Below are 15,345 nucleotides of genomic sequence, written 5' to 3' on the forward strand. Positions count from 1 at the left end.
GCTATAAAACGTCAAGACAAAACAAAAATCGATACTCATCAATCCATGTTTGATGGTCGTTACTATGATGCATTTCTGCTAGCATGAGGGCCATAAACAAAAACAATCATAGTAGCAAATTCTACATATCCATTGATAACGTTGACTTGCCAAATTTGCTATCAGTGTGCCATTGATGGTTATCGTTTACTAGTGTAAATGCCGATATTATAATAAGCTTGCGACATTTAGTGTCGTTTTATACTATCATTCATATTTACTATAAAATAATCTCATTGCGGTTTTTAAATGGGCCTTTACAACCTGTATCTAAATAATACTTTCTATTGACGGGATTACTTAATATTATGCCATTGCGTCCCATTGATGCCATTTTTGTCCATCCAAAACAACGCTTATACGTCGTGTATTATCGCGGTGAGTTGTGGCAACTGCCACGTATGAAAATCGATGACAGATCATGGCAAAACAGACGGCCCTATACGGATGATAGTAGCTCACTTTATTTGAGCATCCATCAAGCTATCAACGACCCTATCCTTGCGCAGAAACTGAGAACGCTAGATCTACCTGTAGCAGTACGTGGTAGCACGTTGCCACGTTTTGAAGCATGGTGGGAGGCACATGGGTTTAGATGGTTAAAAGACAGATTGTTAACCGGTGAATCGCCGTTAGCAGCGCATCAAACTACTACATCTGCTGCCAAGGTATTAAACGACCAACCTGATTCTCTAATAAATCGCCAAACCAATAATCATACTGATGAAAGTAGTGAAGTTAATGAAGAACAAGTATCTACCCCTTCTACAGACACGGATATCTTTGCAGACATGTTGGCTGAATTAACCGATGAAGTACTAGAACAAAAGCTTTAAAAACTAGATACCACCCTGTATATAAACTTTGCTATGAATCAACTAATAATAAAAGAGCAGTAATATATGAAAGACTACAAACTACTGCTGGCTGGGCTAATTTTGCTACTGCTCACAATCTTTATCGCAGTCTTTATTTGGTTGTGGACCAGTAATCGAAAAAACACAGACCCATTGCCAATCATGGCAAGTGAAAGTGAAGCAGACCCTAGTACGAAAGGTGATGAATCAAGAGAGATTGCTGACAGTGTTCTATATATTCGAGCAGAGGAGAAGTTACAGATACCTTTGGACGATATCATTGTGAGCTTTGAATCTCGTTATCCGCACGTACAAGTGTTAGCGAGCTATGTCCCCTCTAACGACCTTCTTACAGTACCAAGTAGTGGTTCTACCAAAGATAAACTCTCTGACTTTGTCTTTGATACAGATATGATTATTACCAATGACGATAGCCTATCTACAGAACGAGTATCACTCCTACAGTCAGAATTGCAACAGGCACAAGATAGAAATGGTCAAAGTCAAAAAAGCATTGATAGTGCTAGTATAAATGACGCTTCTGATAAAAATAGCGATAATAGAACGCATAATAAAGATAAAGAGATACACACTCTAAATCCCTTCAACTATGCTCTAAAAGATGAACAAGCGCTTGAGGGTGTCATCCTGACAGACGATACAACTGCTATTAGCTTCCGTAATTTTTTACTATCGAGCACAGGTCAAGATATACTAAAAAAATATGATTATCAAAATATCAGTGGTTATAAGAATAGTGTAAATGACTTATTTAAACCAACCTCACAGGCAAAAAATGCATCAGGTGATCATGCTGTAGATGTCACTGACGCGCTTAGCAATGGTGAGTAAGGATAAATTGTCTTTATTTATCTTTTGTTGATTGCTTTTATGACTGCTTTTTTCTACAATGTCACTCCATAATGCGCCTATAGCTCAACAGGATAGAGCAGTTGCCTCCTAAGCGATCGATCCGAGTTCGAGTCTTGGTGGGCGCACCAGTTAAGATATGAGTAGTAATTATTTAAACCCTTGTAAGCCTGGAGCAACAAGGGTTTTTTTACGTATATTGATTTACACATAACTAAAACAAGCTAAGCGACCATACAAACCTTATAGTTTTATATCACTACATAAACAAAAAAGGTTGCCGACACTATATATAATATAGCGTTAGCAACCTTTTTTATTTAATGCTTTACTTAGATAATGTACCTAATATTAGAAATTTTTATATCTAATCTCTAACCTAGAAAGAAGTACGGCGATAGTTACGATATTCAGGTAACCAAAAGTTCGCTTTTAATCGGCGTTGTAAGTTCTCCGATGTGATAGGTAGTGCTAGCTTATCTTGAGCTGCTTGCAATGCCACTGCATACGCTATTTTTTCACTGATCTCTCTAATAACCTTAATCGGCGGTAAGATGGCACCAGGTGCTTTTTCATATTCCATGGATATATCTGCAAGGGCTTGGCTTGCTGCCGTTAGCATATTATCGCTGATACCTGTCGCACGTGCTGCTAAAACACCCAGACCAATACCAGGGAAAATATAGCTGTTATTACACTGAGAAACCTCAAAAGACTGACCGTTATAAGTGGTATGAGGAAACGGACTACCCGTCGCAACAATTGCCTTACCTTTACTCCAATTCATGACTTCTTGCGGCGTTGCTTCCACACGAGACGTTGGATTTGAAAGTGGTAGTACAATTGGGTGCTCAGTATTAGCACATAGCGACTCGATCACTTCTTGGGTGAACAGACCTTTTTGTCCGCTAACACCAAACAATACGGTGATTTTTGCTTGTTTAACTACTTGCGCTAAGCCGAGTTTCTTACTTTTGTCCCAGCTAGCAATAGCTGATTCCTTTTGTACTAATGGTTCTTGGAATTTTTGCAGCTCTGTCATGCCATCTGTTAGCAAGCCATAACGATCAACCATGAATACTTGACTACGAGCTTGCTCTTCAGTCAATCCTTCACGCTGCATTTGGCGAATAATATGCTCAGCAATACCGCAACCCGCAGACCCTGCGCCTAAAAATGCGATATTCTGTTGGCTAAGTTTTTGACCTTTATTTAGACACGCTGCAATCAAAGTGCCGACTGAAACCGCAGCAGTCCCTTGAATATCATCATTAAAGCAGCATAGCTGATCACGATATTTATTCAATAACGGGGTCGCGTTTTCCTGAGCAAAATCTTCAAATTGTAATAATACTTCTGGCCAACGGCGCTTAACGGCCTGAATAAATAAGTCCACAAATTCATTATATTCATCGCCAGAGATGCGCGGATTTCTCCAGCCCATATACATAGGATCGTCAAGCAGCTGTTGGTTATTGGTGCCGACATCCAGCAAGATAGGTAGACAGTAAGCTGGGCTAATACCACCACAAGCCGTGTATAAAGACAACTTACCGATTGGAATACCCATACCACCAATACCTTGATCTCCTAGGCCCAAGATACGTTCACCGTCAGTAACAACGATCACTTTGACGTTTTGTTTGGTGGCATTTTGTAGCATGTCGTCGATTTTGTGACGCTCAGGATATGAGATAAACAAACCACGTTTACGACGATAAATTTGCGAGAATTTTTCACACGCCTGACCAACGGTTGGGGTATAAATGAGCGGCATGACTTCTTCGATATGCTGCTCAATTAGATGATGAAATAAGGTTTCATTGGTATCTTGTATATTACGCAAGTAAATATGTTTATCCATCGCGTCAGTGAATGAGCTTAGCTGATGATAAGCACGTAATGATTGCTCCTCAATCGTTTCAATATTATGAGGTAATAGCCCTGTTAAATTAAAGCTACTACGTTCTTCTGATGAAAAAGCACTACCTTTATTCAGTAAAGGTGTCTCTAAAAGAGCGGGTCCAGCAACAGGAATATATAAAGGACGCTTGTTTGACATAATGTAATCTTCTTATTAAAGGCATATGAGTGAAAGCCATACTGAGTGAAAGCTATGCTAGTGCTGCATTATACATAGCATCGACTGGTATTTAACAATAGATAACAAAATCATTTTGAATAAATGTGCTTCTGAACTCGAGGTCACTGATAAATTTATCTAGAAATAATAAAAAAGCACTACCAATCGGCAGTGCTTTTGAGGGTGTATTGAACATTTATAATAGACAAACACTGAACTATTCAGCTACTTAGCTACTGATAAATAATCAGCCCAATGCCAGTTTTAAATATCTGTTATAGAGTTCAGTTATAAACAACACGAGCAATTACGTTTGGTTTTCGACATTTTACCAATACCTGGATTAAAGGTATTGGTTGGGTCTAGGCTTTTATAGAAATTTTGCAAATCAGGTTCTGCTTCGTATAGATGCCCTACATTATGCTCAGCAGGATATTTGGCTCCGCGTGCGCTCAGTAGCTCTAACATCATTTTTTTAACAAGATGTGCATCACTTCCCTTCTTCAGAATATAGTCTTGATGAAATACATAACAAAAGAAGTGTCCGTAATACAGCTTCTTCTCCAAATGCTGTTCAATTTCTTCAGGTAGGGTTTCCAGCCATTCTAATTCGTTACGTGGTATAGCAATATCCAATGCCAATATATCGCCGACTTCTTTTTCATGTATGACTTCATATCTTAGTGCGGCACCTGCAGCGGCAAAGCGATGTAAAAAGGCGCTTTCCGATTCTTCTTGACTACATTCAAAATAGTTACCCGTATTTGAAGCGTCGAAAAATACCTTTAGAAAATCCTGTGCTTCTGCTATGCCATCATCACTCATTTTTAAGATGAGATGATGCTCATATTGGTGGCGATACTCTAGCATTCGCTTCGGTAAATGCTTTGGAAATATATTGGCGATGAACTGCATGACTTTGTCAGTGAAATGCTTTGGCATCCATGACCATTTATGGAATTTTGCATCCATAGCGCCTTTGATAGAAAACAATCTAGGTAAGGCATTGGTACCGAGATGCTTAATACTCAGGAACGTGTCTTTTCCGTATTTAGCGGATACATCGAATATATCACGATGCATGTACTCACCCACTTCAGGGATATTATCGAAGCTCGATAATATTTGCCTTCTGAGCTGTGCAAGCTCACTCACACTGTTGGTACCTATATAAAATGTTTTCTCTTTTACAGCCGTTGGATAGGTATCAAGACGTACTGCAAACACGGCAAGCTTGCCAGCGCAGCCACTGGCTTCATAAAGTCTTCGCCTATCCGCATTAAAGCGGCTTGGTGTGCTTGCATCAACATCTTTTACTCTAGCGATGTACTCTTTGTCAGATGCGAGCTTGCCAGTGTCAGGTAGTTCTCTTTTATCAAAATTACCTGTTTGCAGATTAGTGAGTATTTCTTCTGGAGTGTCGCCTAACTCTACATCTAGGTGATTAACTAATACTAGCTGACCGTGCTTGTCTATTTGGGCAAACAAAGCAAGCTCGGTATAAGCAGGACCTCTTTTAACCAGTGCCCCACCTGAATTATTAGAGACACCGCCAATAATTGACGCGCCTAACGTCGATGAACCGATGACCGAGTGAGGTGCTCTATTTACGGCTTTAAGCTCACTTTGCAACTGATGCAACGTGGCGCCAGGTAAGCTAATCACTTGCTCGTTATCATTCACCAAATACAACTGATTCATTGCAAGGGTATTGATCACAACCACTGGTCTATCGTAGTCGTTACCGCTCGGGGTTGAGCCTTCCGTCAGGCCTGTTTTTGCTGCTTGCATGATAATAATACAGTCGCCTTCCACACATATTTCTAGACTACGCCAAATCTCCAGCAGTGTTTGTGGAAACAGAACAGCCAAAGCATTGCCGCCACCAGAGCGCCACCCCATTCTATAGTGTTCATTTTTTTCTGGATCGGCCTGTACATTGCCGGCTCCCAGTAAATGGGTTAGCTTGTCTAACACTTGCTCAGGATGAAGTGTGTCTTGGTCTTGATGCGCTATATTTGATGAGAAAAGGTTTGATGAAGTTCTATTTAATGACGGCATATGACGCTCTTTATTTGGTGATTGTGTGTCACTCATGATGCTAAAGGCCCTTGAAAACCAAAGAGGTAAATGGCAGCCATGACGATAATCCCGCAGAACAACACATAATAGATGGTAGGTAAAATAGTACGTCTAAGTGTGGCACCCTCCATACCGAGTAGGCCCACCGTTGCCGATGCAGCCACAACATTATGTACTGCAATCATATTACCAGCAGCCGCACCGACTGCTTGAGCCGCAATGATTAAAGAAGGTGAAATATGTAAGCTCATGGCGGCTTCGTATTGGAATTGACTAAACATCATGTTAGATACGGTATTGGAGCCCGCGATAAAGGCACCTAACGCACCAATGGTTGCACTAATTAAGGGGAAAACACTGTCAAAAGTACCCGCAAACAACTCTGCACTGGCGACAGGCATACTCGCCACATCTGATAAGTTTACGCCTGAATTAATAAAAATTCTAACCATTGGAATCGTGAAAATAAGGACAAACCCAGCCCCTAATACAGTCTTGCCTGATTCTTTAAAGGCATTATTTAGTGCACTGGCAGGTCTTTTGGTTTGAAAAGCGGCGGCAACCAAGGCGCTAATTAATAACAAGCCGCCTGGTAAGTATAAAGGACTAAAGCTGGCACTGATATCTGCCTCACTTAAAATCGAGGTTAGGTCTACTGTCGCACTGTTCAGCAAAGACTGAAAGCCTGTTAATACTCTAGAACACACCAATAAAAGGGCAACTAATAGATAAGGAAACCACGCCATGACCGTGGACATCTTTTTATCACTCAACGCAGGAGTGATGTCTTCTTTACTGACTACTAGCTTACCAAGCCATTCACTTGGCCAGCTTTTTTTCGGTTCAAAATCCCATGTGGTTTTTGGTACTAAAAATCCACGTTTTGCCGCATTAACAACAATAGTGATACTGACCAAACCACCGACCAATGATGGAAACTCTGGCCCTAAAAAAACACCTGTTAGGGTATAAGGGACTGTGAATGCTAAACCCGCAAAAATAGCAAATGGCCAAATAGCGAAGCCTTCTCTCCAGCTTTTATTTTTCCCAAAAAAGCGCGTGAGCATCATCACCATAAAAAGTGGCATAAATGTACCAATAACACCGTGCATAATGGCCACTTGGCTGGTGATCAGTTGTAAAAAATCGCCCCACTCTAGTCCTTGTTGTGCCAGTTGGGCGCTAATGGCTACTGTATCTAACCCCTTATTTACTCCAATAACGATAGGCGTACCGACTGCCCCAAACGATACAGGCGTACTTTGTATCATCATTCCCATCAACACAGCACCCAGCCCTGGAAACCCTATCGCGACGAGTAAAGGCGCGGCAATAGCGGCCGCTGTACCAAAGCCAGCAGCTCCTTCAAGAAAGCAACCGAAACACCAAGCAATAATAATGGCTTGCACCCGCCTATCTGGCGATACATTGGTAAACCCAGCACGGATAACGGCGATGGCGCCAGTATGCTTCAACGTATTCAGTAAAAAAATAGCCCCAAATACGATCCACAATACTGAGACGGTAATGACCATCCCTTGAATAATAGATGAAGACACGCGATTAAGCGTCATATCCCATACAAAGAGGGCAAGCGCGGCAGTAACCGCCAGAACGATTGGCATAGTCCTTTTGGCTGACCATTGCAAGCCTATCAAAAAAATACCACAGAGAACGATTGGCAGTAATGCCAACAGTCCATATATTGTTTGATTCAAAATCATAATCCTTTTGTTATCGTGTAATCTTCCTTGAACAACTTCATCTAAGCATTTGTTTTTATAACTTCATGCTGTCGGTCAGACGAAGCCGAAAACAATCTCTGTCAGTGACATGATTAATAGAATGGTTAAATAAACAAATGCTCAAAATTCCCTAAAATATTCTACGCCTTGTCAATACATTGATATATTGCATCAAAGGACAATGTTATTTTCTTTTTTTGCTATAATCCAAAACGTATTACACCAATTGGGGAACAAGTATGAGCAAAGCTGACGATATGGTTTTATTCGTCCAAGTGGTTGATGAAGGTTCATTTTCTCGGGTCGCTGAAAAGCTGTCATTAACGAATTCAGTGGTAAGTAAACGCATTGCAAGATTAGAAGAAAGCTTAAATGCACAGCTACTGTATAGAACAACCAGAAAGTTAAGCTTAACCGATGCAGGAAGGACGCTTTATAACAAAGCTAAAATCGCTAAATTTGCCTTTCAGGAAGCTGAAAATGCCGTTACAGGCTATGGTGAGGACATGAAAGGCAACATACGTATAACCATGCCAGCGGTCTCTGCAAATCTAATATTGAGCGAATCCATTGCCGAATTCTGTAAACAACACCCAGAAATATCAGTAGATTTACAGATTACCAATCGATTGGTTGATTTGATAGAAGAAGGATTTGATCTGGCGATAAGGACAGCAGAGCTTGAAGACTCATCACTCATTGCCAGACGTCTTATAGATAGCCAGTGGGTCATATGTGCAACACCAGACTATTTAGAACGACACGGTACACCTCAAACTCCTGAACAATTACGGAGTCATGAGTGTTTGGTCTATAAGTTTGATCATACGGCAAATGGTATATGGCCGCTATATATAGATGGCACGGAGCAACTGCTTCCTGTACAGGGTCGGTTTCATAGCAATCATCTTAATGCGATTAAACAAGCCACGCTCAGCGACCTAGGTATTGCCTTTTTACCACAAGCACTTGTTTATGAAGAGATGCAGCAAAACACGCTCACTCAGATTTTGCAACGCTTTACACGAAAGAAAATGGGCATGTATGCGGTTTACCCCAAGGCACGGCAACCGGACCAAAAATTGAAACTGCTTGTAGCGCATTTGCGAGAATCATTACATCAAAAACAGGCTTACTACTGCTAAGTAATAAGCCTGTTTTTCATATGAATAAGCAAAGATGGATGAGAATGTTTGACGATAATAGTCATATATGTCGACTTCGCTTTAATCAAAGCAAAGAATACCTGAGCACTATTAGCTATAAGTATAAAGTGCTCAGACATGAAGTTCAGTTGTACTAGATAATGTTATCAATATAGGCGTTTAATAGCTGCAACTTTATTGCTTAGTAGCTTTCATAAAAGCTGACCAATCTAAATAAAGTTTTATAATCCATTTACTGTATAGCGTACGATAACTTCATTATCGAGTACTACATTGGTTGACCAAATGAATTCAGCATTTGCTTTTTCGTTATCAAAAATAAGCGATAGCCCCTTTCATAAAATTATCTTTGGCCATTAAAGGCTCATCGGCAAGCTCAGGCTGTAAGGGAATAACCCAACTGTTCTCATTGGTATAATCCTGGTCGATAGGTACTTGCTGTTGCCAACTGGTGATACCTGTCATCATTTCATGGCTTGGGATACCAGTTGACTCGACATACAGATATTTATCATCATGATGGGTGCTGACGTTATCAAATGAGCCAAATACTGACGTCATAAAATCAATGTCATTGGCTGGTACTGGCAAATGAGCAATCGCCTCTTTCGTCTTTGCACCGATATTTTGGGCCGTCTCAGTACTACTACAGGCGACAAGTAAAGCAGCTGAACCCAATACACCAAAAACTGAATAAGCTACTTTTGAGGTTCGGTTTTTTTTGTGGCATATATTCAAAACATAGAACAAAACCAAACCACTCGCTAAGACCAAGCCGCCCAACAAGTAGAAGAATAAGACTGAGCGCGTGTCACTGTTATCCGTTATAACAGAACTTTCCGCATCAATTTTATTTAGCTTAGTTCCATTATCATTGGCGATAACAGTAGTATCGCTTGGATTTTGGATAGCCGTTAATTGATTACTACTTACTAGATTTTCAATCACTGCTAGCTGATTGAGCGCTTGAATATGAGCGTTTTTTTCCAAAATATAAGTTTGATCATCGGCTGAAAAGTCTGACAAGTTAAAAGAGAGTAGCTAATGGTGATTGTCTGTCAAATAAACCATGTCGTCTTCTAATTTAATAAAATCAGCAGCGACACTAGGCTGGCCGGTGATCTACCATTCTTTGGCAGGCAGAGTATGTGCACTAGGATTATGGGCGTAGGCAGAGATCAGTGATGAAACTTGTATGGCGGTGACAATAGCAAGCAAGCTGAAAGCTTTAGCTATTTTTGTAAGGGTCATAACACGCTCTCGTTTGGATTGATATTTGAAAGTTAGTCATAGTCAGACGGATATGCGTATACGCACCTGTCTAAACGTCGTGGCTACTTGTCGTTACTCACTCAAAAAATTATAGTGACGAAATAGTAGATCGATTATATTGCAATGATAATATCAATTTTTACTTTAGAGAAACTTTAATAAGTGTTAAGCCCTATTACGATTTTTACTATGGAAATCAAGTAGACTATATCTTCGCCTGCTTTACTATCATCAATCGTGATGCAACGTACGGCGATAACTAGCAGTGTTCTTATATGAGAAAGCATCATGCAAAATCAAAAACGCATCCCACTGTCTTCTAAACACTGCAACGGATTTTTATCAGACGCACAAGGTTGGATTTTTTTGAGTTCATCAAGTGATAGATACTCAAAATAGTTGGTCAGTGCAACACGAGCATCGGGGTCATCTATAAAATAGCCGTCATCATATATTTTATCTTTCCAACTTGGATTTACTCGATACAAATAAGACTTATAGTCTATATCAGCTAACGCCTCGTCAGGGAGCTGATCAAAAGGGCCATCGTAATAGTTATTTTTATAAACATTATTGGCATTGACGCCTACTAATATGGCAAATTTTTCCATAGGTAGGTATACAAATTGAGTCCTAGCACCCACTTTAAGCACCTCGCCAACAGGATAGTAAAACTCATCATCTCTGGATAAAGGATTAATATAATAAAAGTTATTGGTAGTAGGATGAAATGCCAAATAAAACGTAACCCCCGAATCATCCATCATTGGTAGGTTGACTTCAAAACCTTGACTCTCAAGCGTCTTTACAAAATCAGCATCTGTCTCTATCTGATTAATCTCAAGGTCTTTTTTGATATTTTTGAAGGTTAATTGATATAAGTTAGGTTGCTGCTCTTTCAGGCTAAATATATCTGATAATTTATATAGTTTATGATGCGTTTTAAACTCACCTCGTTCTTTGCCGGCTATGTCATAAAAATATATAAAAGATAAGCTGCTCTGCTGTCTTAACTTATGACCCACCAACATATTGCCTTTTATTAAGTTGCCCTGATGGTAAAAGTTAAAGTAATAATAGCCCTCTGAAGGGTAAATAGTGAGGGTATCGTCAGTCTGTGATAACACGTATGCAAAAACGTCATCTACATTATCAATATCAAGCTCAGTATCCTGATACAGCTCATTGATCATTTTCTCGTTAGTATTTAGGGCATTGGCTTGAGCAGAATACAAAAAAAGCAGACTCACCAGTAGGTAACAAAAGGTTTTCATGAATACTCTCCAAAATGTGGCTTAGTACATAAAAAATGACAGCTAAATTTTTAACTGTCACTTTGTTCTACTCCTAGATAGCATATATAGCATTGTTCGATTATTTTGCTAGTTTCATGGACTCAAGTTCAACGTTTTCGTCATTGATCCCTACTTTAGTAGTAATACAGTTATGTTTTTTTATAGTTTTACCAAATAGATGACCTGCGCTTTGCGCCAGCTCTTCTTCACCAATCGTAAATTCACGTGCTTTAAAAATCTTAAATGATTTTTTGGTCCAATGTGACTCAGACTTGCCCCAGCGATGTCCTTGCGATTTAGTCTCTGTCATTTGGCTTTCCATAAAGGCGCCACAAACGTCGCCATAGCTTTTTTCAATCATGTTATTTTCTTTAGCAAACTTAGTAAGAGCTACTTGCGAGGCGGTTTCTTCCATCGGTGCACTCACTTTAACGGTACTACGTTTACGCTTATGCTTAGGTTCTCTATTCGTTGTGCTCCAGTTGTGGTTTCTGATACTCACGTCACTATTCTCAGTTAAAGTAATACCATTTTTGGCACCTGCCATATCATCGGCGGCATGGCTGATCCCTACTAAAGACATGCTCAGTGTCAGTATCGTTATTTGCTTATAAATATTCATAATATACATCCTTGTGTAAAAGTATTTAATATCAATAAATCACTGTGAACAGCTGAAACCACTGTAAGAATCTACGTAGATTTGCCATCAAATGATCCATATGACGGACTATCTGCCCGAGTCTCTTTAGGGTCTTGATTGGTTCTTAAAGTCTTTTCTAAACTTGAGAGCTTCCTTTAACCCTTGCCAAGGCCATCTAAAGCCCTCTTCCTTATCCACTTCGACATCATTTGAATTATTGATGGCACTTGATTGATTGCTGATCTGCGTTGCTTCTTTTTGCTGCATACTTGAGGGTGCAGCGTGATTGACACTCATCATTGAGGTTTCAGAGATGCGTAAGTGTTGAGTATCAACGTCTTCAGCATAAGCGATAGCAGCTAACGGTAAAATGCAGATACTGGTTAAGATGGCTTTCCATAATTTCATCGTGGTAGTCCTTTATAGTTAATGAACTAACAGCACTTTGGACGCTCAGGTGTCGCTACTTCTTTGTTCTTCTTCTGCCAAGGCCAGCGCCATCCTCGTTTAGCATCAACTTCTACATCGCTGCCGTCTTGAATGGCGTTCGATTTTTCGCTCATGTGGTCATTTTCGTTGTGCATTTTCATGGTTGATGGTGTCGCTTCATTGACGCTCATCATTGAGGTTTCAGAGATACGTAAGTTTTGGGTATCAACGTCTTCAGCATAAGCGATGGTGGCTAAAGGTAAAATACAGATGCTGGCGAGTACAGCTTTTGCTAATTTCATAGTTATCGTCCTTTATGGTTGCTTAACTCCAATACATAAGATTAAAAATCCATATAGCCAATTAGTTTAATTAGATAAACTAACCAAATTAATTAGTATAACTAGGTATATCAGAAATATTCATCATTTTCCATGAATATATTTTATATGATAAATATAAATAACTTGTCTAAAGCTAGCTAATAAAACGATACGATAATCTTTTCCATTAATAATCATTGACTTTTTTTCCGGCAATAGTACCTGTATCAATGCCTTTTTCTCTTGCTATAAATCAGACCATTGCTATTAGCTGCTCAAGTAACCCAAGTTATAAATTGTAGATTTTTAATAAATAATCAGGACAATCTCACTAAGTAAAATATATTACAATTGTAGCGATAACGTTAAGACTGAAATTTTGTTTTGCAATTTAATATAGCTTTAACTATGATTGCTTTCTTACAGGAAGCTAACGATAGGTAACAATATGCAAATCAATAAATTATATACGGGCCTCGCATTGGCCAGTGCCTTAGTACTTACGGGATGTGGCGGAGATAGTGACGGTCAGTACGTCGCAAGCAATGGTGATGATGGTGGTCCTATCGTTAATAGTGAACTGAGCTATACAGAGTTTGATCCCTTTACTGATATATCAAATAACCAATATAAAGATGGATGGGGTAAGCTCGCTTATAGACTTAGCAATAGCGGCTTAATGCAGACAATATCTACTATTGTAGGAAGCTCACCTACTGCATATCAGGATAGCGTAGGTGATGTCTCTGAATTGGAGTTTTACGCTAGCCAAAATTTGTTCATTGCGGTTCCTGAGGATTTTGATAGTCAGTTTTATAACATTAGCTTTGTTGATAGTGATACGTTCAAGCTAAATATTCGTTCAGGAAATGCTTCCGTCAATTCAACTTATGACATTGTAACCCTTAACCTTGAAGGCGTAGGCAAACAGCCATTCAATGCTAAAACTGGTATTGACACTGAGTTATCTTCTTTTCCTAGCAGCGTTAACCCTGTTTTTCCGAGCGGCTCTCAATGCTATATATTCCTAGAGACACCTAATCAAAATTTCTATACCTTTTCTGAAGACGAAGATGAAGGTAGCATGACTATAGATGAGTGGATTGCTAACGAGAAAACGTATAACACTGTCACCAATCTTGTCAAAGAAAACATCGGAATCGACAACGAGCTACCAGCTGCTCGGTATACTGATGAAGATGGCGAAATCGTGGCAGCTGTTAGATACAACGGTTTGATATATGATGCTTTCTATAATCAAAGCGGAGTCCAAGAGAATTTCAATACTAACCCTGATATCGAAGAAGTTTATTGTAGTCTTTACAATGACGTCGCGGCTAATTTCCTAGAAACACAAATCAAAGCCAACTACTAAAATAGTTTTTACCAAAAAGCTATCATGAGTCTTGTTTATAAAATAGAATAAAAAATAGCGCCTGTAATAGGCGCTTTTTTTATGTTTGATCACTAATATTAAACTCAAGCAAAGAGGAACTCACTGGCTAATCACTGGATCATAAAAGTACTCAATAGCTTATCACCGTTTTATATGTCGGTCTTTATATAGAGTCTGACATCGCTGAATTTTTAGCACTATCTAGAAAATAATGATATCTAAAGAGCGCCTTTGATTAGAAAGTCATATTGTTTATAAATAAGAACAGTATTCTATGGATAGCGTTTAATTGGATAGGCTACTAAACTCCATAAATGTCCAAAACAATTAAATAGCCAGTGTCTCAACTGCCGATTCAGTCTCAGACTCATATTTTCCATGGCTTTGATTTTAAGTATGATTGCTTAGCGGATAAGACTAAGAGACACCGTATACAAATAAACTTTAAAGGTTATGGATCTAGTTTTTTAAATGAATTAGCTAAATGTTATTAGAGCAACCCAAAAACCATAAAAAAGCCTTCCAAGCTATATTCATAGCTTGGAAGGCAGTATTAACAATGACAATAACGAACCTTACCTTGGTCGATGTTCTGACGTTAGATTTTTTAGTTAACGCGCAAACTCCGAATACTTCTCGCAGGATGCAGGCAGCCAATAGAATTCAGTTGCAAAGAATTCGTCGTCACGCATTCTCCCTTCATAACTGTCATCAAAAATAATTTTATACTGGCAAACCTCTACTTCATTATCGGTATTGTAAAATTTGAGAATATAATCCCATTCACGAGCGTTGAAGCCTTCACTAAAATGAGGGGTACCTATGAGTTTATAAATCTCATCTTTAGTAGTTCCTACACTAATCTTGGCGACATCATCATGATTGACGATAGTACCGCCTTTTTGCCAAGCTTTGTTTGGATCAGGGAATACCAAGCTATCGGCATCTACAGAGCCATACTGCGCCCCAGGTGTTAAGTGCCAAGTTGGTAAAATGTTCTTTTGGCTACAACCCGTCATCGTGAAGAGTAACGCCGTTGTCGCTAGTAAGCCATAACGATATACAGATTTTTTCATTATACATCCCTAAATATGTTTTATAAGTGAGTTGACAGCGTCTATTCATGAATAGACGCTGTCACTACA

The 15,345-nt window shown here is 39.3% G+C and carries 13 protein-coding genes and 1 tRNA gene; 5 read left to right on the forward strand and 9 right to left on the reverse strand.

What is annotated here, in order from left to right; all coding sequences use genetic code 11:
- Positions 1-347 precede the first annotated feature (347 nt).
- The 3 genes from ACTXGF_RS20555 to ACTXGF_RS20565 all read left to right on the forward strand — a co-directional run bounded on the left by ACTXGF_RS20555 (position 348) and on the right by ACTXGF_RS20565 (position 1,897).
- A complete protein-coding gene (locus ACTXGF_RS20555) occupies positions 348-875 on the forward strand; it encodes a hypothetical protein (protein ID WP_443535344.1) in 528 nt (175 codons plus the stop codon).
- Between the two features lie 66 nt (positions 876-941).
- Complete coding sequence (locus ACTXGF_RS20560) at positions 942-1,748, forward strand: hypothetical protein (RefSeq protein WP_443535346.1); 807 nt, start codon at positions 942-944, stop codon at positions 1,746-1,748.
- Positions 1,749-1,821: 73 nt separating this feature from the next.
- Positions 1,822-1,897 (forward strand) — tRNA-Arg (locus ACTXGF_RS20565).
- A gap of 248 nt (positions 1,898-2,145) precedes the next feature.
- Here the strand turns inward: ACTXGF_RS20565 and ACTXGF_RS20570 are convergent.
- The 3 genes from ACTXGF_RS20570 to ACTXGF_RS20580 all read right to left on the reverse strand — a co-directional run bounded on the left by ACTXGF_RS20570 (position 2,146) and on the right by ACTXGF_RS20580 (position 7,649).
- Entirely contained in the window at positions 2,146-3,828 is a 1,683-nt protein-coding gene (locus tag ACTXGF_RS20570; protein WP_101205849.1) for an NAD-dependent malic enzyme, read from the reverse strand.
- A 309-nt stretch (positions 3,829-4,137) separates the two neighbouring features.
- Positions 4,138-5,946, reverse strand: a complete 1,809-nt coding sequence (dld, locus tag ACTXGF_RS20575; protein ID WP_443535348.1) for a D-lactate dehydrogenase — start codon at positions 5,944-5,946, stop codon at positions 4,138-4,140.
- Entirely contained in the window at positions 5,943-7,649 is a 1,707-nt protein-coding gene (locus ACTXGF_RS20580; RefSeq protein WP_443535350.1) for an L-lactate permease, read from the reverse strand. Before ACTXGF_RS20580 ends, dld begins: the two co-directional genes overlap by 4 nt.
- Before the next feature lie 266 nt (positions 7,650-7,915).
- On the opposite strand from ACTXGF_RS20580, the gene ACTXGF_RS20585 reads away from it, so the two are divergent.
- The gene (locus ACTXGF_RS20585) at positions 7,916-8,821 is read left to right on the forward strand and encodes a LysR family transcriptional regulator (RefSeq protein ID WP_379544349.1); all 906 of its coding nucleotides are present in this window, start codon (positions 7,916-7,918) and stop codon (positions 8,819-8,821) included.
- A gap of 333 nt (positions 8,822-9,154) precedes the next feature.
- On the opposite strand, the gene ACTXGF_RS20590 is transcribed toward ACTXGF_RS20585, so the two are convergent.
- From ACTXGF_RS20590 to ACTXGF_RS20610, 5 genes are all read right to left on the reverse strand, one after another.
- Complete coding sequence (locus ACTXGF_RS20590; protein ID WP_443535352.1) at positions 9,155-9,868, reverse strand: hypothetical protein; 714 nt, start codon at positions 9,866-9,868, stop codon at positions 9,155-9,157.
- Positions 9,869-10,410: 542 nt separating this feature from the next.
- Complete coding sequence (locus ACTXGF_RS20595; protein WP_443535354.1) at positions 10,411-11,139, reverse strand: hypothetical protein; 729 nt, start codon at positions 11,137-11,139, stop codon at positions 10,411-10,413.
- A gap of 349 nt (positions 11,140-11,488) precedes the next feature.
- Positions 11,489-12,031 carry a hypothetical protein gene (locus tag ACTXGF_RS20600; protein WP_443535355.1) on the reverse strand — a complete coding sequence of 181 codons (543 nt, stop codon included), beginning with the start codon at positions 12,029-12,031 and terminating at the stop codon, positions 11,489-11,491.
- A 126-nt stretch (positions 12,032-12,157) separates the two neighbouring features.
- Positions 12,158-12,460: a hypothetical protein gene (locus ACTXGF_RS20605; RefSeq protein WP_443535357.1), complete on the reverse strand. Its 303-nt coding sequence runs from the start codon at positions 12,458-12,460 to the stop codon at positions 12,158-12,160.
- A gap of 26 nt (positions 12,461-12,486) precedes the next feature.
- Positions 12,487-12,783 carry a hypothetical protein gene (locus tag ACTXGF_RS20610; RefSeq protein WP_443535359.1) on the reverse strand — a complete coding sequence of 99 codons (297 nt, stop codon included), beginning with the start codon at positions 12,781-12,783 and terminating at the stop codon, positions 12,487-12,489.
- Positions 12,784-13,252: 469 nt separating this feature from the next.
- Between ACTXGF_RS20610 and ACTXGF_RS20615 the strand changes: the two genes are divergently transcribed.
- Positions 13,253-14,179, forward strand: coding sequence for a hypothetical protein (locus tag ACTXGF_RS20615; protein ID WP_443535361.1), 927 nt, complete (start codon positions 13,253-13,255; stop codon positions 14,177-14,179).
- 632 nt (positions 14,180-14,811) lie between these two features.
- Here ACTXGF_RS20615 and ACTXGF_RS20620 read toward each other — a convergent pair.
- The gene (locus tag ACTXGF_RS20620; protein WP_443535362.1) at positions 14,812-15,276 is read right to left on the reverse strand and encodes an outer membrane protein assembly factor BamE; all 465 of its coding nucleotides are present in this window, start codon (positions 15,274-15,276) and stop codon (positions 14,812-14,814) included.
- Positions 15,277-15,345 lie beyond the last annotated feature (69 nt).

The sequence above is a fragment of the Psychrobacter sp. 1Y6 genome, from assembly GCF_052258385.2.
Classification (GTDB): Bacteria; Pseudomonadota; Gammaproteobacteria; order Pseudomonadales; family Moraxellaceae; genus Psychrobacter.

What these genes read in the sequence shown, in the direction of transcription:
- dld (WP_443535348.1), bottom strand. Translation starts at nt 5,946, where the DNA reads ATGAGTGACACACAATCACCAAATAAAGAGCGTCATATGCCGTCATTA.
- ACTXGF_RS20555 (WP_443535344.1), top strand. Translation starts at nt 348, where the DNA reads ATGCCATTGCGTCCCATTGATGCCATTTTTGTCCATCCAAAACAACGC.
- ACTXGF_RS20620 (WP_443535362.1), bottom strand. Translation starts at nt 15,276, where the DNA reads ATGAAAAAATCTGTATATCGTTATGGCTTACTAGCGACAACGGCGTTA.
- ACTXGF_RS20570 (WP_101205849.1), bottom strand. Translation starts at nt 3,828, where the DNA reads ATGTCAAACAAGCGTCCTTTATATATTCCTGTTGCTGGACCCGCTCTT.
- ACTXGF_RS20585 (WP_379544349.1), top strand. Translation starts at nt 7,916, where the DNA reads ATGAGCAAAGCTGACGATATGGTTTTATTCGTCCAAGTGGTTGATGAA.
- ACTXGF_RS20600 (WP_443535355.1), bottom strand. Translation starts at nt 12,031, where the DNA reads ATGAATATTTATAAGCAAATAACGATACTGACACTGAGCATGTCTTTA.
- ACTXGF_RS20610 (WP_443535359.1), bottom strand. Translation starts at nt 12,783, where the DNA reads ATGAAATTAGCAAAAGCTGTACTCGCCAGCATCTGTATTTTACCTTTA.
- ACTXGF_RS20615 (WP_443535361.1), top strand. Translation starts at nt 13,253, where the DNA reads ATGCAAATCAATAAATTATATACGGGCCTCGCATTGGCCAGTGCCTTA.
- ACTXGF_RS20605 (WP_443535357.1), bottom strand. Translation starts at nt 12,460, where the DNA reads ATGAAATTATGGAAAGCCATCTTAACCAGTATCTGCATTTTACCGTTA.
- ACTXGF_RS20560 (WP_443535346.1), top strand. Translation starts at nt 942, where the DNA reads ATGAAAGACTACAAACTACTGCTGGCTGGGCTAATTTTGCTACTGCTC.